This is a genomic window from Acinetobacter sp. YH12236, assembly GCF_013417645.1.
Classification (GTDB): Bacteria; Pseudomonadota; Gammaproteobacteria; order Pseudomonadales; family Moraxellaceae; genus Acinetobacter.
In genome coordinates this window covers 35,262-59,250 of sequence record NZ_VPDM01000013.1, presented here as the reverse complement: position 1 = coordinate 59,250, position 23,989 = coordinate 35,262, and the positions used below count along the sequence as shown (strand labels likewise).

The 23,989-nt window shown below is 41.0% G+C and carries 19 protein-coding genes and 1 pseudogene; 12 read left to right on the top strand and 8 right to left on the bottom strand.

Annotated features, from left to right (window positions below; genetic code table 11):
• The first annotated feature begins 13 nt into the window (after positions 1 to 13).
• The 6 genes from FTV14_RS07780 to FTV14_RS07755 all read left to right on the top strand — a co-directional run bounded on the left by FTV14_RS07780 (position 14) and on the right by FTV14_RS07755 (position 4,797).
• Positions 14 to 223: a hypothetical protein gene (locus tag FTV14_RS07780; protein ID WP_166135421.1), complete on the top strand. Its 210-nt coding sequence runs from the start codon at positions 14 to 16 to the stop codon at positions 221 to 223.
• Between the two features lie 51 nt (positions 224 to 274).
• Positions 275 to 1,258 (top strand): acyl-CoA dehydrogenase, encoded by a 984-nt coding sequence (locus FTV14_RS07775; RefSeq protein ID WP_180053706.1) that lies wholly within the window; start codon positions 275 to 277, stop codon positions 1,256 to 1,258.
• Entirely contained in the window at positions 1,246 to 2,031 is a 786-nt protein-coding gene (locus tag FTV14_RS07770; RefSeq protein WP_180053705.1) for a PIG-L deacetylase family protein, read from the top strand. The genes FTV14_RS07775 and FTV14_RS07770 overlap by 13 nt, the downstream gene beginning before the upstream one ends.
• Positions 2,021 to 2,635: a class I SAM-dependent methyltransferase gene (locus FTV14_RS07765; protein WP_180053704.1), complete on the top strand. Its 615-nt coding sequence runs from the start codon at positions 2,021 to 2,023 to the stop codon at positions 2,633 to 2,635. Before FTV14_RS07770 ends, FTV14_RS07765 begins: the two co-directional genes overlap by 11 nt.
• Positions 2,632 to 3,345 carry a glycosyltransferase family 2 protein gene (locus FTV14_RS07760; RefSeq protein WP_180053703.1) on the top strand — a complete coding sequence of 238 codons (714 nt, stop codon included), beginning with the start codon at positions 2,632 to 2,634 and terminating at the stop codon, positions 3,343 to 3,345. Before FTV14_RS07765 ends, FTV14_RS07760 begins: the two co-directional genes overlap by 4 nt.
• A 204-nt stretch (positions 3,346 to 3,549) precedes the next feature.
• Positions 3,550 to 4,797, top strand: coding sequence for an MFS transporter (locus FTV14_RS07755; RefSeq protein ID WP_180053702.1), 1,248 nt, complete (start codon positions 3,550 to 3,552; stop codon positions 4,795 to 4,797).
• 29 nt (positions 4,798 to 4,826) lie between these two features.
• Here the strand turns inward: FTV14_RS07755 and FTV14_RS07750 are convergent, their stop codons facing one another.
• The 3 genes from FTV14_RS07750 to FTV14_RS07740 all read right to left on the bottom strand — a co-directional run bounded on the left by FTV14_RS07750 (position 4,827) and on the right by FTV14_RS07740 (position 7,862).
• Positions 4,827 to 6,260 carry a trehalose-6-phosphate synthase gene (locus tag FTV14_RS07750; protein WP_180053701.1) on the bottom strand — a complete coding sequence of 478 codons (1,434 nt, stop codon included), beginning with the start codon at positions 6,258 to 6,260 and terminating at the stop codon, positions 4,827 to 4,829.
• Positions 6,253 to 7,098 carry a trehalose-phosphatase gene (gene otsB / locus FTV14_RS07745; RefSeq protein WP_180053700.1) on the bottom strand — a complete coding sequence of 282 codons (846 nt, stop codon included), beginning with the start codon at positions 7,096 to 7,098 and terminating at the stop codon, positions 6,253 to 6,255. The genes FTV14_RS07750 and otsB overlap by 8 nt, the downstream gene beginning before the upstream one ends.
• A 569-nt stretch (positions 7,099 to 7,667) precedes the next feature.
• Entirely contained in the window at positions 7,668 to 7,862 is a 195-nt protein-coding gene (locus FTV14_RS07740; RefSeq protein WP_125279298.1) for a hypothetical protein, read from the bottom strand.
• 513 nt (positions 7,863 to 8,375) lie between these two features.
• On the opposite strand from FTV14_RS07740, the gene sbmA reads away from it, so the two are divergent.
• From sbmA to FTV14_RS07715, 5 genes are all read left to right on the top strand, one after another.
• On the top strand, positions 8,376 to 9,569 hold the full coding sequence (sbmA, locus tag FTV14_RS07735) for a peptide antibiotic transporter SbmA (protein ID WP_180053699.1): 1,194 nt from the start codon (positions 8,376 to 8,378) through the stop codon (positions 9,567 to 9,569).
• Positions 9,570 to 10,186: 617 nt separating this feature from the next.
• On the top strand, positions 10,187 to 11,170 hold the full coding sequence (locus FTV14_RS07730) for a hypothetical protein (RefSeq protein ID WP_180053698.1): 984 nt from the start codon (positions 10,187 to 10,189) through the stop codon (positions 11,168 to 11,170).
• Between the two features lie 412 nt (positions 11,171 to 11,582).
• Entirely contained in the window at positions 11,583 to 13,622 is a 2,040-nt protein-coding gene (locus FTV14_RS07725) for a M13 family metallopeptidase (protein WP_180053697.1), read from the top strand.
• A 193-nt stretch (positions 13,623 to 13,815) separates the two neighbouring features.
• Entirely contained in the window at positions 13,816 to 15,864 is a 2,049-nt protein-coding gene (locus FTV14_RS07720) for a M13 family metallopeptidase (RefSeq protein ID WP_180053696.1), read from the top strand.
• A gap of 156 nt (positions 15,865 to 16,020) precedes the next feature.
• Complete coding sequence (locus tag FTV14_RS07715) at positions 16,021 to 16,515, top strand: hypothetical protein (protein ID WP_180053695.1); 495 nt, start codon at positions 16,021 to 16,023, stop codon at positions 16,513 to 16,515.
• A 42-nt stretch (positions 16,516 to 16,557) separates the two neighbouring features.
• Here FTV14_RS07715 and yddG read toward each other — a convergent pair.
• Together yddG and FTV14_RS07705 are read right to left on the bottom strand one after the other, a co-directional pair.
• Positions 16,558 to 17,493, bottom strand: a pseudogene (gene yddG, locus FTV14_RS07710) (aromatic amino acid DMT transporter YddG).
• A gap of 541 nt (positions 17,494 to 18,034) precedes the next feature.
• Entirely contained in the window at positions 18,035 to 18,640 is a 606-nt protein-coding gene (locus FTV14_RS07705) for a hypothetical protein (RefSeq protein ID WP_180053694.1), read from the bottom strand.
• 331 nt (positions 18,641 to 18,971) lie between these two features.
• Between FTV14_RS07705 and FTV14_RS07700 the strand changes: the two genes are divergently transcribed.
• Positions 18,972 to 20,495 (top strand): ATP-binding protein, encoded by a 1,524-nt coding sequence (locus tag FTV14_RS07700; RefSeq protein ID WP_180053693.1) that lies wholly within the window; start codon positions 18,972 to 18,974, stop codon positions 20,493 to 20,495.
• Between the two features lie 50 nt (positions 20,496 to 20,545).
• On the opposite strand, the gene gatB is transcribed toward FTV14_RS07700, so the two are convergent.
• From gatB to gatC, 3 genes are read right to left on the bottom strand one after another with little or no spacing between them, the layout of a single operon-like run.
• Positions 20,546 to 22,021 carry an Asp-tRNA(Asn)/Glu-tRNA(Gln) amidotransferase subunit GatB gene (gene gatB / locus FTV14_RS07695; RefSeq protein ID WP_180053692.1) on the bottom strand — a complete coding sequence of 492 codons (1,476 nt, stop codon included), beginning with the start codon at positions 22,019 to 22,021 and terminating at the stop codon, positions 20,546 to 20,548.
• Positions 22,021 to 23,499, bottom strand: coding sequence for an Asp-tRNA(Asn)/Glu-tRNA(Gln) amidotransferase subunit GatA (gatA, locus tag FTV14_RS07690; protein WP_180053691.1), 1,479 nt, complete (start codon positions 23,497 to 23,499; stop codon positions 22,021 to 22,023). The genes gatB and gatA overlap by 1 nt, the downstream gene beginning before the upstream one ends.
• A gap of 52 nt (positions 23,500 to 23,551) precedes the next feature.
• Positions 23,552 to 23,866, bottom strand: a complete 315-nt coding sequence (gene gatC / locus FTV14_RS07685) for an Asp-tRNA(Asn)/Glu-tRNA(Gln) amidotransferase subunit GatC (RefSeq protein ID WP_005234479.1) — start codon at positions 23,864 to 23,866, stop codon at positions 23,552 to 23,554.
• Positions 23,867 to 23,989 lie beyond the last annotated feature (123 nt).

Genomic DNA, 23,989 nt, shown 5'->3' with positions numbered 1-23,989 from the left:
GAATAAAACTTTTATGGCGAGACCAGATCCTAAAAAATTACTGGCACAGATGCAAAATGCGCAATGGAGCAGGGAGCAGGATATTTATCTGATCGAACATAACCACCTACCTATGAGTCAACTCAGAGAAGAGTTGCCTTTTAGTGAAGAAGAAATTATGGCACGCCGTAAGGTACTAGGACTGATGACCCGTTTAAAACAGATGAAAAGGCTTTTTCCTTAACTGGCTTTCATCAAATGACCACAATATCGATATTTTTGAGGAAGCACTTTTATGGACCTCAGTTCAATATTAGAAAGATTTAAAAATTCATCATTAGAACCTAAAGAAAATATTCAAACGACTTTGAAGGAACTGGTGCAACTTTCGGATCAGGTTCCTTTTCCTGCATCAGGGGAAACTTTAAAACGCTGGCAAATTTTAAGCCAGATCTCGGCAACCAATTTAAGCCTGGGAAAAATATTTGAGTCGCATCTGGATGCACTCGCAATTCTGCATGAATTAAATATTCCGGCAAATCCTCATCAGCTCTGGGCAGTCTGGGCAGCAGAAGGAGGGCCTCAACCATTGCAGCTGGATGAAGGCAAGCTGACTGGCATCAAAACCTGGTGTTCCGCTTCGAGCTGGGTAGAGTCAGGTTTACTGACATATCGGGATGAACAAAATCGCTCTCAATTGCTAATTGTAGATATGCAGCAGCCTGGTATTCAGCATGACCATACTGTCTGGCAAGCTTTGGGAATGCAGCATACGTCCACGGCTCAACTGGAATTTAATCAGGTCCCTGTCAAAAAAGTCGCTGATCCACATGCTTATCTGGATAGGGTGGGATTCTGGCATGGAGCAGCAGGCGTTGCCGCTTGCTGGTATGGTGCGACAGTAGCTCTTGCTGAATATCTGCAGCAGGAACAGTTAAGAAAACCACATATGTATAAAGCCATGTATCTGGGTGAAATCAGCCGTGATCTTTTAGCTACTCAGGCTTTGTTCTATCGGGTTGCAGAATTGATTGACCAGCAACCTAAATTTCCTCATCAACTTCAGATTCAGGCTTTGCGTGCGCAGGTTGAAGCCACTGCATTAAATGTACTGAACCAGGTCGGAAAAGCACTTGGCGCATCGCCTTATTGTACCAATTCTTATTTTGCCCAGCTCGCAGCAGATCTGCCGGTATTTATCCGTCAAAGCCATGCTGCTTTTGATCTTGAGCGTATTGGAGAACTAAGCGCACAGGAGGAAGAACTATGGGCACTTTAAAACATGAGATTGTCGAAGATCGTGTGATCCATGGGGAGGGGACACGGGTGGAAGAATGGCGTAACTGCGAAATACTGCAACAGATACCAGAATTTAATATTTCCAATGTAATTCCTGCAGATGCCAGAGTCTGTATTGTGGCACCGCATCCGGATGATGAAATTCTGGGATGTGGCGGACTGATGCAACGTCTGGATAAACTCGGCTATAAGATTGTACTGTTTGCAGTGACTAATGGTACGGCCAGTCATCCCGGTTCGAGTCTGTATACGCCAGAAGAACTGAACCAGATTCGTCCAGCAGAAACTCGCCAAGCTCTCGAAGAATTGTCCTTAGAACAGCCAGTTCTTCGGATTGCTTTGGATATTCAGGATGGAAAAGTGGCTGAGCAGCGAGACTTGCTCAAACAGCAATTGTATTCATATTTACAGCCTAATGATGTATTGGTCACGACTTTTGTTCATGATGGACATCCAGATCATGAAATAACTGGGCAGGTCGTCCAGCAACTCGCCACTGAGCTACAGTTACCATATATTCAAGTTTTAATCTGGGCGTGGCACTGGGCCACACCAGGAGATACCCGAATTCCTTGGACGGTTGCGCACAAACTCAGGCTGACAGATGAAGAATTAAAATGTAAAGCCCGAGCTGCACGATGTTTCAAAAGTCAGATTGAGAATGATCCGACGACAGAACAGGCACCGATTGTCCCTGAGCATGCATTAGAGCGTGTTTTACAGCCATGGGAGGTTTATCTGTATGAACAGTAAATCAACTTATGATCATGCCTATTTTGATGCTTTATATGCGTTGAATCAGGGAGATCCATGGCATTATGAACAGCGCTGGTATGAACAGCGTAAACGTCAAATTTGTAAAGCACTCTTGCCCAAACTGCATTTTGAATCTGCCATAGAAATCGGTTGCAGTAATGGCATGCTAAGTCAGGAACTGGCTCCTCATACTGGAGAACTCATCTGTCTGGATGCCAATACGACAGCGATCCGGCTGGCACAACAACGCCTGCAAGATTATTCTCATGTCAGTTTTGTCCAAGGCGTTGTTCCGGAAGACTTGCCAGAGCGTAAATTCCAGCTAATTGTGCTGAGTGAAGTCTTATATTATCTGGATCAGGCCGCTTTAGAGAAATTGACCCACTGGCTGCACCACGCTCTTGATGCAGAAGGCTGTATTCTGGCTTGTCACTGGCGGGCACCGATTTCAGGTTTTAGCTTTACTGGTGATGATATTCATGACCATCTAAATGCACACTTACTTTACAGAAAATGTTCACAACTTCAGGAACCTGATTTTCTAATTGATGTCTGGATGAATAGCCCACAATCTGTGGCAGAGCAAGAGGGCCTTAAATGAATAAAATTGGCGTGGTTATTCCTGCCTGTAATGAAGAAGCCTTTATAGAACGCTGCTTGCTGGCCTTAAAAAAAGCACAATTTGAATTTTATCAATACCTTGGTTCATCAGAAAATATTCCCGAGATTAAGATTTTAGTTGTCTTAGACAGTTGTACCGATCAAACCGCGATCAAAGCGATGCGACTGGGGGTGGACGTCATTAGTTGTGACTTTCGTTCAGTGGGTAAGACCCGTCATTTAGGAGTACAAAAAGTAATTGAACAAGGATGCGACTGGATCTGTTGTACTGATGCGGATTCAAGTGTACAGGAAGACTGGTTCAAAGCCATGTGGAAGCACCAACCCACTGACGCAATTTGTGGGGTCGTTGAAGTGGACGAATGGAAAAATTTAAGCTTGGAAGCCCGACTAAAATATTTAGGCCACTATCAGGACAAAATGGATCATCGGCATATTCATGGTGCAAATTTATGTTTTAAAACAAGTATATATAATAATTCTAACGGATTTAGCCAGCTAGATTGTCATGAAGATGTCGACTTTGTTCGCCGTTTACAACAGGCAGGAGTCAAAATTACCTGGTCCAATCAGTTGAGGGTAGCGACCAGTAGTCGACTACAATCAAAAGTTGCTGAAGGTTTCGCCTGTTTTTTACAAAAGCTTGAGTTACAGGAAGCAATGAAAAAACCGATCAGCGTATACAAATAAAACTATAAAATTATAAATTTTATACAATCAATTACTTGTAAAAAATTTAAAAATTCATCTCTAAAAGCTATTTCATTTAGAAAAATTCTGTTTATAATTCACACAAATTAAGCCCTGCTACTTATATTTTTCAGCTATAAGTCCGCGGGGTTTTTCTATGGATGATCGGTAATGGATGCCTGAGCTCTTTCTCTTGGAATGACAATGTTAAATTCACAGTTAATTTCTCGTCTTCAGTCTCCATCACCGTATCTCTGGCAGAAAATCGCCACTGCACTGTGTTTTTTTAGTCTAGGTTTTAGTACAGCTGCCTGGGCGCCATTAATTCCTTATGCGCAGCAGCGCTTATTACTGAATCATGCTGACTTTGGTTTGCTTTTGCTATGTGCCGGAGTTGGCTCAATGCTGGCAATGCCATTGGCAGGTCGTATGGCAAGTAAGTTTGGTTGCCGTACAGTACTGGCTGTTATTCTGGCTGCATTTCTGTTCATCTTGCCAGCGCTAGCGATTAGTCCTACCAGCTTGATGATGGCAATTACCTTGTTTTTCTTTGGTGCCAGTGCTGGTGCCTTGGGGGTAACCGTAAATATTCAGGCTGCCCAGATTGAAAGACTCATGGATAAAAGCTTGATGTCTGGTTTCCATGGCGTATGTAGCTTGGGTGGTCTGGTCGGTGTATTGGGCATGACCACGTTAATGGGATTTGGTCTGGCACCTTTAACTGGCACACTGGTCGTAAGTGTGATGTTGCTTGCGATTGCGATGCTGGCAATTCCATTCTGCTTAGGTGGTCAGTCATCAACTACAGAAGAAACTAATACAGCTACAGCAAAACCTGCGAAAAAAGCGCTACCAACATTCGCAATTTTAGGTATTGGCCTGATCTGTTTTGTATCTTTCCTGTCTGAAGGTGCAGCAATGGACTGGAGCGGTATTTATCTGGCAACCCAGTTTAATGTACCTGCAGCGCATACCGGTTTGGCTTATAGTTTCTTTGCTGGCTTAATGGTTCTTGGACGTTTTAGCGGTCATCTCATCATTCAAAGCTTGGGTGAAAAAATCACTATTTTACTAAGTGCTTTACTGGCTGCAGCAGGCTTATTCATGGTGATCTTTGCACCAGTATGGCAAGTCGTTTTAACCGGTTATGCGATCTTGGGTCTAGGTAGTGCTAACATTGTTCCATTGATGTTCTCTCGTGCAGGCCGTCAAAAAACTATGGCTTCTCATGTAGCATTATCTTATGTATCGGTATTTGCTTATACCGGTTCATTGATCGGACCAGCGCTGGTAGGTTTCGGTAGTGAAATTATTGGCTTGCGTTTAGTATTTACGGTCATCGCAGTTGCTTTAATGAGCATTGTAATCCTGAACCATCTGACTGCCGGTCACAAAGAATCAGAAAAAGCAGAAGGTCTTATTGCCGGCCTAGACCATAAAACACCAGCATAAAGCTATTGTTTTTTATGGGCTTTTCAGACTTATGCATGCATATTGAACTGGGTCGAGATGCCTTTGGCCACTGGTCGATAAATTCGCAAGCTTTGTGATTTTTTCAGGTCCGACAGGAACTGATCACGCCAGCGAATGATATCGAAATTCTTTAAGCCTTGCTGTAAATAGCGGTAACGTTCCAAACGTTCTGACTTAGGCATACGCAAGGCTCTTTTCAAGGCTTTGGCCATACTGTCCTGATCATAAGGATCGACCAGTAAGGCTTCCTTCATTTGCTCGGCAGCCCCGGCATATTTAGACAGAATCAATACGCCTGGATCTAATGGATCTTGCGCAGCAATATATTCTTTGGCGACCAGATTCATCCCGTCACGGATTGAATTCACCCAGCAAATATCCGCCTTACGATAGAGCTGCATCAGGGCTTCATGACCCAAAGTGTCATAGCTACAGTCAAAAGGCAGCCAGTCTGCATTGCCATGCTGATGGTTTAAATTCTGCACCGCAGCCTGGAACTGTTCATAAAGTTTTTTATAGCTGTTCACATCTAGTCGACATGGGCAGGCAATCTGTAATTGCTGGAACTGATTTTTAAATTCAGGCTGTTCATCCAGCAACTCCTGGAATGCATGAATTTTCTCCAGCAGCCCTTTACTGTAATCAATCCGGTCAACCGAAATAATGGTCTTATGGGCATGTGCTTTATCCAGATCAAAGGGCAGGTCAGTGACTTGGCTTTCAGCAGCCTGCTTCTGAATCTGCGCCGGGTGTACACCGATTGGATAAGCTTTCACATAAATCCGTTTAGACTGATAACTCAGGATTTCATCATTGCAATGCTGGATATTTAATACCTGTTCCAGGAAATCAATACAGTTGGCCTGATCGCGTGGAGTTTGCAGACCGATGACATCAAAATCTCCCAGATGTCGGGCCAGTTCCTGATAAGGAGGCAGCGTTTGCCAAAGTTTTAGTTCGGGGAAAGGAATATGCAGGAAGAACCCAATCCGGTTGCGCATACCTAATTTACGACAGTAATGCGCAACACTCAGAAAATGATAATCATGAATCCAGATGATGTCATGTGGTGAAGCCACCTGTTTCAGGTGTTTGGCAAAACGCAAATTGACATCTTTATAGGTTTTAAAATCCTGCGGCTGATATTCAACACGTTGATGCTGGTCATGCATTAACGGCCATAAGGCATTATTAGAAAAACCACAATAATAACCCTGGTACTGGGCTTCGCTCAGTGCACTGGTATGATATTCCACATTCTGATGTTTCAGAATCTGAAATTTCTGTTCCTTGTTCTGGTCAACTCTGGAGCCATTCCATCCAACCCAGATACCGCCTATATCTTGCAATGCATCCTGCAATGCAACAGCCAATCCACCAGCCTTCATACTTTCTGGGTTAGGTAGATTCACACGGTTTGATAACACAATGAGTTTAGACATGTGATTTCTCCAATCGTTGTTGTTCTTGTACTTCAATTACCTTTAAAAATTCTTTCAGGAAGGCCTGAACTTGAGAGACGTTTTCCAGTCTGTACCGTGCTAGGGTCTGGCCAGGGCCTACTTTGATTGAGCAGCCGTGAAGGGCATTGATGACCTTGAATCCGGCTTCATCGGTCAGGTCATCGCCGATAAACATGGGATAATGATCAGTGAGATGGTATTGCTGAATAATCTGTTGAATCGCTGAACCTTTATTGGCACCTTTGGGCACCAGTTCAAAAACATACTTGCCAGCTTTTAACTCAAAGTCTGAAAACTGATTGAGACATTCCAGCGCAAAGGCATGTACGCGATCTTCCAGTTGAGGATGTTCACGAAAATGTAGCGCAACAGAATAATCTTTAACCTCGATCCGCAAATCAGGGATTTGAACTGCCTGTTCCTGAATATATTGTTTTAGGGCTTGTAGCTGCGGCTTATTTAAAGAGATTAATGTCTTTAAATCAGCTTGATAGATTAATTCCAGACCATGTGATCCAGCGATATTCCATTGCAGAGGATGAATAAGTCTTTGTGCTTGTAAAATAGAACGACCCGTAACTAATATCAGCTGAATATATTGTTGTAAATTTTCCAATATATTTATAATTTCAGGTTGAATTATACTTTTATCTGGATCTGGGTGAAATTCAGAGATTGTTCCGTCAATATCAAGAAATAAAACAACCTGGTCTGAGTCCATATTCAGGTTGCAATCATTTAAAATCATCTTTGGCGATATATAAAAAGATGAGCTAGATGAATCTTCTAAATCTTGTTCCCTATGTATGCCTGACATAAATCCACCTAAGTACATGATATAAAATAGATTAAAAATTAGAGTTAAACTGTGTGATTTTTAATCTAATTAGTTTTATAACATATTCTATTTTTCAAATTGGTGTTAGGCGCAGAAAAGAAACACTTTTGACATGTAAAGTTACTTTGTAAAATTTGGAAATATTCAGTAGGAAAGATTGATATTCTTTGTATATTTGTAAAATAATTTTTCAGTGATTTTTAATATATTAATAATGATATTTAAGGTATTGCATATTAAGTGATTGAGTAATTTTGAGTGCTATAAATAAGACTCTTTTGATTATTTAATGTAAAAAAATGGTTTTGATTTATATTTCTAGAAATTAATTCATTAGCTTTCTATTAAATAATAGGCATTAAATTAGAAATATTTAAAAACACATTTAATATAAAATATAAATATAGCGCAGCCTATTAATTTTTTATTAAAGCCAGTTTTGAAAGGAAGGATAAATTATAAAATCTTGGTGCTACATAGAAGAGAGAGGGTTATATCTTTGAGAGACTAGGTGTAGACATAACCCCATAAAGAGGAGAGCAGAGTGCTTATAGCTCTCTCCAGACATCGTTCTCATCTTTCAATGGAATAGTAAAGTTAAAGTCATCATCATTACTGACTAAAAGACTGGTAGGGGTTTGCATCAAAACTTTTAAAACAGTACCAGCTTCAAAAATAATCGGGTGACAGTTTTCCTTTTCCAAGGTCACTGGCTTAAGTAATTCAATCACAGAACTTTCCATATTTTTATTCCCAAATATTGATACTTCGCTGTTTTTTAATCTTAACATGATTTTTGCACATTTAACTAATTTTTGAAAAACCGAGACATAAGTCAACAAGTCGGTCAATTTTTCTTAAAAAGCGCTTAAGTCAGTAAATTAAAGGGATAGAGATTAAGATTTAATTTTCAAACGATTTGTGTTTCTTAAACTCGAATATTTTCAGTTTATTTACCGACGAAAAGAAGAGAAAAAGACAAACGGTACCAAATAGTCAATCTAGCGCTAAATCTGCTTGTCACTTTTTGACAGGCCAGTCATGATCTCCTCCATTCTATTGCGTACGTTATGCGCTAGTATTAAGGCAAGAATCATATAATCTGATATTAATTCAGCTTTAGCGATTTTGTGTTTGTATGTAATTTTTTACATTGAATTGCAAATTTATGCTGCAGTTCGTTGAAAGTCTGAAAATAAGAATAAACTGTGCGTCATTTGGATGACCCGTACATCTATAAGGAGAATTAAGCCCCAATGTTTAAGTCATTTTTTCCACAACCAGTGTGGTTCTTTGGTAGTCTGGTACTGTGGTTTCTGATCAATCTTGGCCTTTGGCATAGTGGGGGATCAGGCTGGGGTGTCTATTTGGGTATGACCGAAGGTTATCATGATCTTAAAATGCCGATAGGAATCAGCCGTTTCTGGGCGCCAAAATTTCTCTGGTTCTATCTCTGGTTTTTTGTGAGTACCGCGATATTTGCTACCTTCTGGTATTTTAAAGCGAAACATCCCTGGCAGCGCTGGTCCGTGTGGGGCTCGGCCTTTATCCTGTTCAATATCTGGTTTGGGGTGCAGGTTAATGTCGTCTTAAATGAATGGTATAGTCCGTTCTATGACCAGATCCAGAATATGCTCACCCAAGGGGGCGGAGATGTCAGCCTACTATATCAAGGTGCATTGACCTTTATTTATATTGCCATGGTCTATGTCACGCTGGCGGTGTTTAACCTGTTCTTTGTCAGTCATTATGTATTCCGCTGGCGTACGGCGATGAATGACTACTATACGGCGCATTGGGAAAAGTTACGTCATATTGAAGGGGCGTCACAGCGTATTCAGGAAGATACCATGCGTTTTGCCAAAACTACGGAACAGCTGAGTGTCTCACTCATTGAATCTCTGATGCTATTAATGGCTTTCCTGCCAATCCTGTATGAGTTATCGAGTCATGTAAAAGTACTGCCCATTGTCGGTGAAATACCGCATGCATTAATGTGGGCGTCGATCGGATGGGCAGTTCTGGGAACTGTGATTTTAATGATTGTCGGAATGAAACTCCCTGGACTGGAATTCAATAATCAGAAAGTTGAAGCGGCTTATCGTAAAGAGCTGGTTTATGGTGAAGATTATGCTGATCGCGCTCACCCGCTCACCTTGCAAGAACTGTTTAGCCGGGTACGTAAGAATTATTTCCGGCTATATTTCCACTATGCCTATTTCAATATGGTCCGCATCTGGTATCTGCAACTGGACAATATTTACGGATTATTTATTTTGTTTCCAAGTATTGCCGCAGGTGCGATTACACTGGGTTTGATGATGCAGATCTTGAATGTTTTCGGTAAGGTTCGTGAATCCTTCCAATATCTGATTTTATCCTGGCCTACGATTATTGAATTGCTCTCCATCTATAAACGTTTGAAAGCATTTGAATCCCATCTCGATTAATTTTTCTTATATTCATAGACAATTTTAAAAGCCAGACCATCATAGGTTTGGCTTTTTTATTGATTAATTTTTATTCAAAATCCAATTGAAAATTACGATCTGGAGAGGTGCTAAAAAATTAGGATGAATGGTACCCAAACATCCCAATATTAGGGTATTCAAGCTATTTTTTCTTGTCTAGAATTTTAAAGGCCAGCCAGGGTGCTGTTTAATTTCCAATAATATGGCGTATAAAAATAATTAGTGTACGTAAAGGAAATTATTCAAATTATAATCTCATTCAGACAGCGATAGAGAGCATAATTGCCGTTATTATCCATGATAATAATATCTCTAATTTTTGTTGAATGAGTAACCGGAGAACTGATCTGTTTCTTCGGTTTTTTTATATCTTTTTTTCTACTGCTTCATCTTTCAATTGGCGAATAATCCAGCGTATTTGTTGACTTGAAGAATGTTAATTTGATCAATTTATCTGGCTATAAGCTAGATGAATTAGGCACTCTATTCCTCATTTTTAGTGATAGGTCTCGCTATATTTTTATATTTATCAATCTGTTGAGATTGTTGTTTTAGCACATTTGCTATATGTTATAGAGGCCTGGGGGAGATAAGCAGTGAAGCTAAAATTAATAATTCCAACAATATGTGTAGCAAGTCTGGCTGGATGTAATAGTATTCAGCAAATGAAATCAGATATGCAGCATCCTTATGCAAGTCCTCAAGAACTGATCGTTACAAGAAACCTGAATCAGGCTGATGGTTCGGCAAAAGAATATGTTTATTCATGGGAAAAATCCAAGCAGCATTTAGAGCCACAATCCCTCTATCCACGAACCACTTTAAGCCAGTACTGTCATGAACGGGGCGGCAAGTTTTTACTGTTATACAAAAGCCAGTTGGCTTCAGTAAAAGATTCTGCACAGAAAAACCGTTTAAGCAAAAACCGTTATGTCACCCAAGGCATTGGTGCTTATCAATGTACGATGCCTCAAGGACAAAACTGGATTGTTTCTATTGAGCCGATTTCTGAACGTCAGCCAGATAAGAATAATACTACCCGCACAGTACGGATTCTGAGCAAGCTTCAAAGCTCGTCTGAAGCGCGTCATTTCTATCAGGGCCATAAAACTACGGCTAAGTCTAATAAAATTGCTGAAAAGAATGCAGCCAAAACCTCAGTCAAAGATGAGAAAAAGGAAGTAGATAAAAAAGAAGCCGATAAGAAAGAGATAAAAATCCCTGCTGTTGAACCGGCAGTGATTGCTGTTCCCGCTGCTCGTACAAGTAGTATCGAAACGCCACAACAGCAGCAGATGAAACTGTATGTAGCTGCACGCCGTGATATCAATAGCGGTAAGAACCTGAACAATGCCTGCAATAATGCCCAGCGTGCCTATAACTATGGCAAATTACAGGGTACAGAAGGAACACGTGTCTATACCGAATCCGGCATGCTAGTGGCACGCTGTTTAAGCAGTATTCCAGTCTATGCTAACCGTATTCCAAATTCCAAGGTTCAGGCCAAACGAGTACTGCAGAATCTGGCCACCAACTATAACCATACTGGGGCAAAGAATCAGTTGCGGCAGTTAAAATAAGTCTACTGTTTTCACATTCAGTTTGATCATTTATTTGGCAAAGTAGATGCACATGAAAAGTCATCTACTTTAAGGATTGGTGATATTGAAAAAAGTATTTCTTAAGCATAGCAGAACTTAAAAATAATATTTTTCTTTTGAAGATCAATGATAAAAGATAAATAGTTATTCTGTTGATAGGAATAAAAATTAATTATTATTGGGTCGCAAATCGAACCTCATTTCAGAGTAAATTTCCCGCCGCCATCTCAGATTTTCTCCTCTATCTCTCTTGTTAAATACAAGCCCATTCAACGGCATATTCTAAAAATTATTGGTATATCTCTTGCTTAAAAATTATCAGTTTTGTGCTTATGGACAGAGCAAGAAAAACTAATTGATTTTTAACATACACAATAATGAGATTTATCGCTTGAGAAAACATATTTTAAGTCATTTGATTCTTGTGGGTGCATTTCTACATTCACCTGTGAGTTATGCAGTGAGTACAACTTCATTAAAATCGGCAATTGATCTGAATGCGATTGATCGGACGGTTGATCCAAAGCAGGATTTTTATCAATTCGTGAATGGAAACTGGCTGAAAACCGCAAAGATTCCAGAAGATCAGGCATTGTCGGGTGCATTTGCTGAAGTGAGTATGAGATCAACCCAGCAGTTATTTGGCATTTTTAATGAGCTGGCCAAAAAACAGCATCCGCAAGGTAGCAATGAACAAAAGGTCGCGGATCTTTATGCCAGTTATATGGATACCGATCGGCTAGAACAGCTCGGACTTGAGGCATTGCAACAAGACCTGCAGCGGATTGAAAGTATCAAGACCAAAAAAGATCTGGCAGAATTTTTTGCCTATGCGGAAAAAATCAATCTGAATTTGCCATTCTCTACCCGTTTTTATCAGGATCGTAAAGCTTCTTCCAAGGCGATGATGTATGTAGGGCAAGGTGGCTTGGGGATGCCTGATCGTGATTTTTACCTGAGTGAGCAGCCTCGACAACAGGAAATTCGCAATACTTATCTGCTTTATATCGCCAATACCCTGAATTTTGCCGGTCAGCCTAAGCCGATTGAAGATGCCCGTACCATCCTGGCTTTGGAAAAGGCACTGGCAAAAATTAGCTGGTCCGCTGTGGAGCTACGCAATGATGAGGTGAGAACCTACCTTGTTGAGACTAAAAATATCATTAACTATATGCCTTCTTTTGACTGGATGAATTATTTCTCAGAACTGGGCTTAAAAGGAGCAAGAAAAGAGGTTGCGATCTCGCAGATTAATTATTTGCGTCAGCTGGATCAGTTATGGAAGGTTGTTCCAATTGAAACCTGGCAAACCTATTTGAAATTCAATCTGATCAATAGTTATTCGCCATTTTTAACAGAAGTTTTTCAAAATCATCATTTTGAATTTTATGACAAAACGCTAGAGGGTGTACAAGCACGTTCTCCACGGAATGAGTCTGCCTTGAAGCTAACTAACGGTATTTTAGGCAATGTGCTTGGCAAGCTCTATGTAGAAAAGCACTTTAATGAAAGCCAGCGCCCAGCGATGCTGGAAATGGTGGAAAACGTCCGTAAAGCCTTTCATCTGAAACTGGATCAGGCAGACTGGATGGGTTCGGATACCAAAAAACAAGTGCGGCATAAACTGGATAGCATCAATATCAAAATTGGTTATTCGAAAACATGGCGGGATTATTCAGCCCTAGAGATTCGTAAGGATGATCTGATTGGTAATATCCAGCGGACCCGGCTATTCAATTACCAGCGTGAACTGGACAAGGTGGGAGAGCCGATCGATCCAGAAGCCTGGCACATGTCGCCACAAACAGCCAATGCTTACTATAATGTCAAGCTGAATGAAATCGTATTACCTGCGGCCATCTGGCAGGCACCATTTTATTATGATGATAGTCATGATCCTGCAGTGAATTATGGTGCCATCGGGGCTGTTATCGCACATGAAATTAGCCACGGTTTTGACGATAGAGGAAGCCGCTTTGATGCCAAAGGCAAGGGTGAAGAAACCTGGAACGAGCGCGACCGTAAGAAGTTCAACGAACGCACCAAAGCTTTAGTCGAGCAATATAAACAATACGAAGCTCTGCCAGGGCATAAGGTGAATGCGGAATTAAATAAAAGTGAAAATATCTCTGACAACCTGGGCTTAGGGATCGCTCATATGGCCTACAAGTTATCACTCAAGGGTCAGACAGCACCTGTTATTGATGGCTTTAGTGGAGATCAGCGTTTTTATATGGGTTGGGCACAAGTCTGGCGTAGTAAAAGTAATCCTGAATATCTGTTAAATAGCCTAAACCTTGCCAGCCATGCAACAGGTCATGTACGTGGCAATGGCGCTGTCCGTAATCAGCAAAGTTTCTATGAAGCTTTTGAGATTAAAGAAGGGGACAAGATGTATTTATCACCTGAAAAACGAATCTCCATCTGGTAACAGGTTTTAAAAAACAGGTCTGTTTATCTGAAAAGAGACAGGCCTATTTTTTTCTGCGAAGGAACAGCATGCAGAGCCAAGACCAGTTTAAAAATTGGCATATATGCTGCTTATAAAGATTTAAGTGTTTGATTATCAGGTCAACACGTATTGATAAATTCAACTGCGCAGTGAAGCGCGAGGATAGCAAGCTTTGAAAATTTTTCTAAAAACCGCATTGGTAAGTGCTTTATTAGCCGTTTCCTCTGCAAATTATGCTTCAGATCAAACCGCTATTGCAGCACTTGGCTCGGGGATTCATCTTCAACATTTTGATAAAAAAATCGCACCACAACAGGACTTCTATCAGCATGTAAATGGGCACTGGTTAGAGCATGAGGAAATCCCGGCTGATATGCCAAACTGGGGCGCATTCACGATTTTGCGTGAAAACTCGACCCAGCAATTACATGACATTGTAGAAGAGCTGGCGAAAAACAAATCGGATTATGGCAGCAATGAGCAGAAAGTGGGGAGCTTATATGCCAGCTTTATGGACACGGAAACTTTAAATGCAAAAGGTATCCAGCCGCTAAAAGCAGATATCGCCAAAATTGAGGCCATGAAAAGCAAAAAAGATTTCACTTTGTTGCTTGCAGACTATGCAAAAAACCGTGTCAGTACACCTTTTGAATTTGGCGTGATTCCTGACTTGAAAAAGTCTGATCAAATGGCGGTGTTTTTGGGTCAAAGTGGTTTAGGTTTACCGGATCGTGACTACTATTTAAAAGACGATGAAAAACTGAAAAGTGCCCGTGAAACTTATGTTAAACATATTGCTAAGCTGTTGACGCTATCGGGTGAAACAGAAGCAGATGCGGCTGCACATGCACAATCTATCCTGAACTTAGAAACTGAAATTGCCAAAATTCAGTGGGATAATGTGCAGAACCGTAATCTCGAAAAAATGTATAACGTCTATACATTAAAAGACGTCAAAAGCCTGGTGCCAGAATTTGACTGGAAAACCTATTTTAAAGCGACGGGTTTAGATAAAAAAACCAAAACCGTGATTGTGGCGCAAAAAAGTTATTTTGAAGATTTAAACAAGATTTTAAGCAGCACACCCCTCGATGTATGGCAAACCTATTTCAAATTCCATCTGATTGATGGCGCTGCACCTTACTTAAGCCAGGAATTTGCTGATGCAAACTTTGAAATGTACAGCAAAACCTTACGCGGTGTGACCGAGCAACGGGCACGCTGGAAACGTGGGGTTGATATGACTAATGCCGTACTCGGTGAAAGTCTGGCACAAGTCTATGTCGCAAAACATTTCCAGCCTGAACAGAAACAGCGTATGGAAAAACTGGTAGAAAACCTGTTGCTGGCATTTGAACAGAATCTAGAAAAACTGGACTGGATGGGTGCAGAAACCAAAGCACAGGCACACCGTAAGCTGAAAAGCTTTAGAGTAAAAATTGGCTATCCAAATAAATGGCGTGACTATAGCAAGCTGGAAATTAAAGATGGCGACCTGATTGGTAATCTGCGTCGTACCAACAGTTTCAATTATGACATTGCGCTGGATAAACTGGGTAAACCGGTTGATCGTGAAGAATGGCATATGCTGCCGCAAACGGTAAATGCTTACTACAACCCAATGGGCAATGAAATTGTTTTCCCTGCTGCTATTTTACAGCCGCCGTTCTTCGATATGAATGCTGATGATGCCGTGAACTATGGGGCAATCGGGGCAGTAATCGGGCATGAAATCAGTCATGGCTTTGATGATCAGGGCAGCCGCTTTGATGCAGATGGCAACATGAAAAACTGGTGGACCGAAGAAGACGATAAAAAGTTCAAGGAAAAAACCAAAGCTCTGGTCGAGCAATATAATGCTTATGAAGCGATACCGGGCTATCACGTCAACGGTGAGCTGACCTTAGGTGAAAATATTGCCGATAACTCAGGTCTGGCAATTGCCTATGAAGCTTATAAGCTTTCACTAAATGGCAAGCCTGCTCCGGTGATTGATGGATATACCGGAGATCAGCGTTTCTATATTGGCTGGACGCAGGCATGGCGTGCCAAAGTTCGTCCGGAACTGGTATTACAGCTGTTAAAAACAGATCCGCATTCACCAGCAGCCATTCGTGGTCGTGCGACCTTACTTAACCAGAAACCTTTCTATGAAGCCTTTAGCGTCAAGCAAGAAGATCCAATGTATCTGGAAGAAGATAAACGGGTAAAAATCTGGTAAGTCTGATTTCCTCATTCGATTCCAAAAGTCCTGACTGATGTCGGGACTTTTTTTTATCTCTCAGGTTACAGAGTTCTACAGGTTTTCTAATCTTTTACATGCTACAAAGAAACTGCATTGTTCAAGCAGTTTGAACGGGTGAAAAAGGAAAGAAATATGGGGTTCAAAGCTTTATCGGGTCTTCGGGCAGTCTTCATGACCACAGCATTGCTGGGTGCAACTCAAGTTGCGACAGCCGGCCCAACAGTTGATCAGCTCAGTGACTGTTTAATGAAATCCACGACGGCCACCGATAAAGCCACAGTCTTGCAATGGACCTTTGTGGCATTGAGTAATCATCCCGATCTAAAAGCTTTTAGCAATGTAACTGCAACTCAAAAGGAAACACTCGACAGAAATTTAGCAACAGTTTTACAGCGGATTCTGGTTGAGCAATGTCCAACCCAAACCAAAGCGGTGATTCAGGCTGAAGGAGTACAAGCAGTGGGCGAAAGTTTCCAGGAGCTTGGGCAGGTCACAGGTCAGGAAATACTGAAAAATCCGGAAATTAAAAGTCAGCTAAGTGGCGTACTCAAATATATCGATATGAGCAAACTGGTCACGACGTTTTTGACCCCTGACGTGTGGAATAAATTAGGCATCACCCGTTAATGGATTGCAGATGCAGTCAAACTTAAACCGCAAAAATGTGGTTTAAGTTTTATAGAGCTTGCCCGGAAACAGTCGGTCTCGAATTTCATCCCAGTTGGTTGACAGCCAGCAAATAAATGAACCTAAGGTAACCATCATCGTACCGATCCAAAAGGTGTGGGATAGACTGGTATTCAGTACTCACATCGAAATGATAGACGAAAAGATCGGACTAAAATAAGATAACGCGACCAGCATCGCGATATTACCCTGATTAATCCCGATATTCCAGGCTGCATAACCTAAGCCAGTCACGATCGAGACTAGCAACATATACAGCATAATATTCAAGTCAATATTAAGAAGTTGCGGCAGTTGTTCGTGATCTAAGAGCAGCGTCTTGCTCCAGAGAACCACACTTACCATCGCGAAAAAGAACACAATTGGGTTATGTCCTTGGCTGTATTTTTTGGTAAATACACAATATAACGACCATAAACTCGCCCCAATAAATGCCAATATATAACTGGTTGGATTGGCTTGTATGTTGTGAATGACGGTTGCTAAATGAATATCGCCGTTGCCCGTCTGGATATAAAAAATACCTGCCAGACTAATACTGAGCCCCACCACCACCAAGCTGTGAAATTTTAGTTCATGAAATAAAATCAGCATGGCGATGGTCATACTCGGCCACAGATAATTCACTAAACTAATTTCAATGGCTTGCTGTGCAGTTTGTGCGAGTGCTACGGCATAGGCAAAGCAGATTTCATACACCATAAATAATGCAGCTGCACTGAGCAGATAAAATTTGGGTATGGTTTTGAGTTTGGGAACGCCAAAAACAACCAGTAAGAGCAGGGTGCTTAAGCTATACATCATGAGTACAGCCAGATCAGGCCCAATACTAAAACTGATTTTTTTGAGCAATCCCACGATAGACGACCACTGTAAAATGGCACTTAAGCCAATCAGCGTAGCGAGGTTTTTCGACATGGTAAGGGCGGGATGGGAGAATGTGCAGATTGTATTCCTCTTGAGTGATTTTCAATATGGGACAGACACGATTTTATGATCAAATTCAAAAAAATCGTTAACAACCGCTTTATGATTTGAATATCCCGATCATGAGTTTAATAATCCAAAAAATGGGCGTGAAAATTAGCTCAATACCATCTGCAAGGTTGGCCAGTTTGCTTTCTCTGGCTGTGTGCCTCCGTGGTTTGATGGGTTTGCGTCGTCTTGACTGATATGCGCCAATGATGAACACAAGAATGATCAGGATAATGCTGAGTAAGATAATGTGATTTGACATGTTTTTATTTTTCTTCGGTTTGTTTTTGATTTTATAGCATGAATTTAACCTTTCTCTAAGCCTCTCTAGTGCTTCATTTTAGAAATACCTCTCCCTAACCCTCTGCTAAAAGGAGAGGGAACTTCCAATATTAAATTTATAGCGGCTTTTAATTAGGAATGATTTCTCCCTCTCTCTATGGGATGAGAAGCACTGCTTCGCAAGGGGGTGAGGGAGAAAGAATTACAACAAATCAGGATAAAACCTCTCAAACTCCGGATTTACAGCTTCACCCCTCAGCAAATAACCTTTTGGCTGAATATAACTATAAATTTCCCGTGCAGGCTGTTCATGCCAACCAATATTAAATGCACAGAGTTTTGGGAAAAATTGTAGGTGGCTGTAGTTTAAGTTGTTATGAATCCAATAGGCGAGTTGTTGCCAATTCGCTTGGTCTTTTTCATACAATTCTAGAAAAGATGGGATGACAATACAAGCCGTTGCCCCATAACCTTTTGCATCGGGGTAGTCCCAAATATGACTGGCAAAGTTTTTCTCGTTGGTTGCGCAGTTATGTCCCTTTTCATTGCCAAGTTGGTTGACGCTTAGTGAACGATATGCTGAACGAATAGCGAGACGTCCAAACTTTTCTTGCAGTGGTTCGAGTAGTTGTTGGCAGAGTTCTGTACCTGTGCGAATGGCAATGTCAGGATGGTCGGGAAAATTGGATACACCGTACCAATTGGCAATTTCACTATAGAGAAAATCACGCATAAAGAAGGACTTTGAAAGTTGGATACGTCCCAAGTCTTCGAGTTTGGTGATAGAGGATACTTTTTTGATGGTCATGTTGTTTTTGGTGTGATTTTTGGATTGATTGTATATTTTAAATGTTGAAAATTAAATAATAATCCTCTCCCTAGCCCTCTCCTTTAAAAAGGGAGAGGGAACACTGCGTATCCAATTAATCACATGACAAAGTCTCCCTTTTTTAAAGGGAGATTTAGAGGGATTCTGAAATCACGCATAAAAAAGGACTTTGAGAGTTGAATACGTCCTAAGTCTTCGAGTTTGGCGATATAGGATACTTTTTTGATGGTTATATTTTCTTATGTGAAATTGTGGAATTTTTTATAAAAAAGAATAGTATATAGCTAACCAAGTAGAAAAATAGCGCATTATGAGCAATATTAGTGATCATAAACTTATAAGTATGAGTGTAGAAAATCTCAAAAATTTAAAAAATTTAGAGATTGATTTTCAAGGTAAAAATGTAACAGCGATTCTTGGTCCAAATGGAAATGGTAAATCAACCATTTTGCATGCTTTAGCATCTGCCTTTTCACCATTGGAAAACGGTAAAGGTGAAAATTACAAATTCAGTGATTTTTTTCTACCAAATACAGATGCGACATGGAATGATTCATGTTTATCAATTAAATATTCTTATAAAGATAAAAGAGAAGAACACATTATTGTCCGTGAGTATCGAAAAACCCAAGTTAGATGGACGCCTCGATATGTAAATCGTTTTAAAAGAGAGGTTTACTATATAGGTATTGATAAATGCGTCCCTATGATTGAATCAGAAAAAAAGCAATCTAAGGTAAATTATGCTACACAAGCTTTGCAAAGTCCTGAAATTAGCACAGTATTATCCAAAGCTTCGTATATTTTAAATAAGCAATATATTCGATTTAATAGTCACCAAACTGGTTCGAAAGAGTTTATAGGTGTAGAGGTTGCTAATCTAAAGTATTCAGCCTTAAGTATGAGTGCAGGAGAGCAAAAAGTTTTTCATATTCTTAAAACTATTTATGAAGCTGGAAAATATTCTTTAATTCTTGTAGATGAGTTAGATTTGTTATTACATGATCTAGCATTAAAAAAATTAATAGAGGTAATTGTAGAACGTGCAGAAGATAAGAAATTACAAGTAATTTTTACAACACATAGAGAGAGTGTTGTGGAGCGAGATGATATTAATATTCGACATATTTTTAGTTCAAATCAAAAAACATATTGTCTAAACGAGACTAAACCAGATGCACTCACCCGTTTGATTGGTGGACCAATTCGATCAGTGAATATATTTGTTGAAGATGATCTTTCGAAAATCATTGTTAATCAAATTGCATCTAAACTTAAGTTAAAGAAGCATATTCAGGTGGACAGATATGGTGCTGCTTCAAATTGTTTTACCATTGCTGCTGGAATGTTTCTTAATAATAAGCAGTTAGAAAATCATTTTTTTATTTTAGATGGTGATGTTTATGTAACAGAAGAAGAAAAAAGAGAACAACTTAAGACAAAACTTGTAGGAGATGATCCCTTAATGGTCCAACTTCAAAATGCAAGCCTAAAATCAATATTTCAATATAATCTACCTCAGAATGTATCCCCTGAAAAATTTATTTATCAAACGTTATTATTAGAAAATTCATTTGGTGACTATAAATTGGATGAAGAAGAGCAAGAAATAGTTGATTTGCTTAAACAACTACCAATTCCATATGAAAATCATGGTTTTATTAATGATTTAATTCTCCAATTAGGTGAAAGTAGAGATGCAGGATTAAGTCGTATTATTCGATTATTATCAAAAACTGTGTATTGGGATGACTATGTGCAACCTATACATAATCTTTTGGCTACCTATACAGATATACTTTTGGAGTCATCTTCACCAACACAAGTTGCTTGAAACAAGAAAACCCGCTCTAAAGCGGGTTTCCTTTTTCAAAGCTGATCAGATCAACCAATCAATTTCTTCATCAACTCATTCACTTGTGCTGGGTTAGCTTTACCCTTAGACGCTTTCATCACTTGACCAACTAGACCGTTGAACGCTTTCTCTTTACCAGATTTATACTCTTCAACCATCTTCTCGTTAGCAGCAAGAACTTCCTTAATAATTGCTTCGATCGCACCTGTGTCAGTTTCCTGTTTCAAGCCTTTCTCAGCAATAATCTCGTCCGCAGTTTTGCCTTCTTCCCACATAAAGCCGAACACTTGTTTCGCAATCTTACCGCTAATGGTGTTATCAACAATACGTGCGATCATGCCACCCAGCTTCTCAGCAGATACAGGAGAGTCAGCAAGGTCTAGGCCAGCTTTGTTTAAAGCACCTGAGAATTCACCCATCACCCAGTTTGCAGCAATCTTACCTTGTGCAGCACCGCCAGCAGCTTTCACCACATCTTCGTAAAACTCTGACATTTCACGAGTCAGTGTCAGTACGTGAGCATCATACTCAGTCACACCGAAGTCAGCCACGAAACGCGCACGACGAGCAGCAGGCAGCTCAGGCATTTGCGCTTTAATCGCTTCGATTTGCGCATCTGGAATCACCACAGGCAACAAGTCAGGATCCGGGAAGTAGCGGTAATCGTTCGCTTCTTCCTTAGAACGCATTGAACGGGTTTCCATCTTCACAGGGTCGAACAGACGAGTTTCCTGATCAATGGTGCCGTCCCATTCCAGAATTTCCATTTGACGTTCAATTTCAACATTGATCGCTTGTTCAATGAAACGGAATGAGTTCAGGTTTTTCAATTCACAACGTGTACCGAACGGTTGACCCGGACGGCGTAAAGACACGTTACAGTCGGCACGGAACGAGCCTTCTGCCATGTTACCGTCAGAAATACCTAACCAGCGAACCAGCGTGTGAATTGCCTTAATATAAGCCACGGCTTCTTCAACTGAACGCATATCCGGTTCAGATACGATTTCAAGAAGCGGCGTACCAGCACGGTTTAAGTCGATGCCTGACATACCTTCGAACTGGTCATGGATTGATTTACCTGCATCTTCCTCAAGGTGCGCACGCGTCACGCCAATGCGTTTGACCGTGCCATCTTCAAGCTGAATGTCGATATGACCCAAGCCCACAATCGGGTTGTCCATCTGACTGATCTGATAGCCTTTTGGAGAATCCGGGTAGAAGTAGTTTTTACGTGCAAATACAGAAGCCTGATCGATATATGCATCGATACCCAGACCAAAGCGAATCGCAAGATCAACGACTTCTTTGTTTAATACTGGCAATACGCCCGGCATAGCCAAATCTACAAGGCTCGCCTGAGTGTTTGGATCATTACCAAACTCGGTAGAAGAACCAGAGAAGATTTTAGATTTAGTCGCAAGCTGAGTGTGAATCTCGATACCAATAACGACTTCCCAACCGTCAATCAGGTTAGATTTTGGTTTAGCAGCGTTTTTAGCCATTATGCATTCTCCTCAGCAATTGCAGCGCGTTTAGTATGCCAATCGGTTGCTTGTTGATACTGATGTACCACAGACAACAATTGAGATTCTGACCAGTAGTTACCAATCAGCTGTAAGCCAACTGGCAAGTTGTCTTTGTCAAAACCAACAGGCGCGTTAATCGCAGGAAGACCTGCAAGGTTGACCGCGATGGTGTAAATGTCGCCCAGGTACATTTCAACCGGAGACAGGTTTGCACCGATACGGTATGCAGTAGTCGGTGCAGAAGGCGCAGCGATTACATCGACAGATTCAAATGCTTTTAAGAAATCTTGCTGGATTAAACGACGTACTTTTTGTGCTTTCACATAATAAGCATCGTAATAACCCGCAGACAGGGCATAAGTACCGATCAGGATACGACGCTGAACTTCAGCACCGAACCCTTCTGAACGAGAGCGTTTGTAAAGGTCGAGAAGATCTTTCGGCTCTTCACAACGGTAGCCATAACGCACGCCGTCATAACGAGACAGGTTCGAAGATGCTTCAGCAGGTGCGATCAGGTAGTAAGTAGGAACATAAGCTTCAGTCATGTTGAGATCAATCTCAACCAGAATTGCGCCCATTTCTTCCAGTTTTTTCAGTGATTCTTCAACGCGTGCTTTAACGTCCGCATCCAGACCTTCAACATTGAAGTACTGTTTTGGAATACCAATACGCAGACCTTTTACAGAAGTGCCGTTCAGGTTGGCAACGTAGTCATCAACGTCTTTGTCCATTGATGTTGAGTCTTTGGCATCATGACCGGCCATGACATTCATCAGGTAAGCGCAATCTTCAGCCGAACGTGCCATTGGGCCGCCTTGGTCTAAAGATGATGCATACGCGATCATACCGAAACGTGATACACGGCCATAAGTCGGTTTCAGACCAGTCAGACCACAAAAAGAAGCCGGCTGACGGATTGAACCACCGGTATCCGTACCGGTTGCAAATGGTGCCAGATCAGCAGCCACAACCGCAGCAGAACCGCCTGAAGAACCGCCTGGAACGTGATCCAGTGCCCAAGGGTTTTTGGTCGCGCCAAAATAAGATGACTCGGAAGTAGAACCCATGGCAAATTCATCCATGTTCACTTTACCAAGTGTGACTAAGCCCGCAGCTTTACCTTTCGCTACAACGGTCGCGTCGTAAGGAGAGATAAAATTGTCCAGCATTTTAGAACCGGCTGTGGTTTTAATGCCTTGGGTACAGAAAATATCTTTATGTGCAATGGGCACGCCAGTCAGGGCAGTGGCATTGCCAGCTTTGATTGCAGCATCGGCAGCATCAGCTTGAGCTAATGCCTGTTCAGCAGTCACGGTCACATAAGCTTTGACCTGTGCATCAATTTTTTCGATGCGTTTTAAATAGTGTTGAGTCAATTCGCGGGATGAAAATTGAGCATTTGCCAAACCTTCAGTCAGTTCACGAATGGATAAGCGGTGTAAATCTGTCATGAGAAATAATTCTTTACGTTTAATTTAATAAAAAGAATGAACTGGGTAGTAATTACTCAATCACGCGTGGGACGAGATACAAACCGTCCTGTACAGCAGGTGCAACTGCTTGGTATTCCTCACGATGATTGCTTTCCGACACGACATCTTCACGTAAAGGCTGTGGGTGGTCGAAAGGGCTTTTCAGTGGTTCAACACCGTCAGTATCGATGCCTTTCAGGGTTTCCATCATGCCTAAAATTTTATTTAAACTTTGAGCATATTCAGCAGATTGCGTATCATTAAGAGATAACCTTGCGAGGTTGGCAATAGCTGAAACTGTTTCTGCATTTAAATCTGCAGAAGACTGTGCATCCGATGTAGACATAATATTACCTAATCAGTATTAAAAAAATTCAAATTATCATGCGTTATGATAAGCGATTGACTTGTCCAAATCATCACATTTAGTTAAAGTGGCCACCTTGCGTCCATATAAAGTTTAACTGAG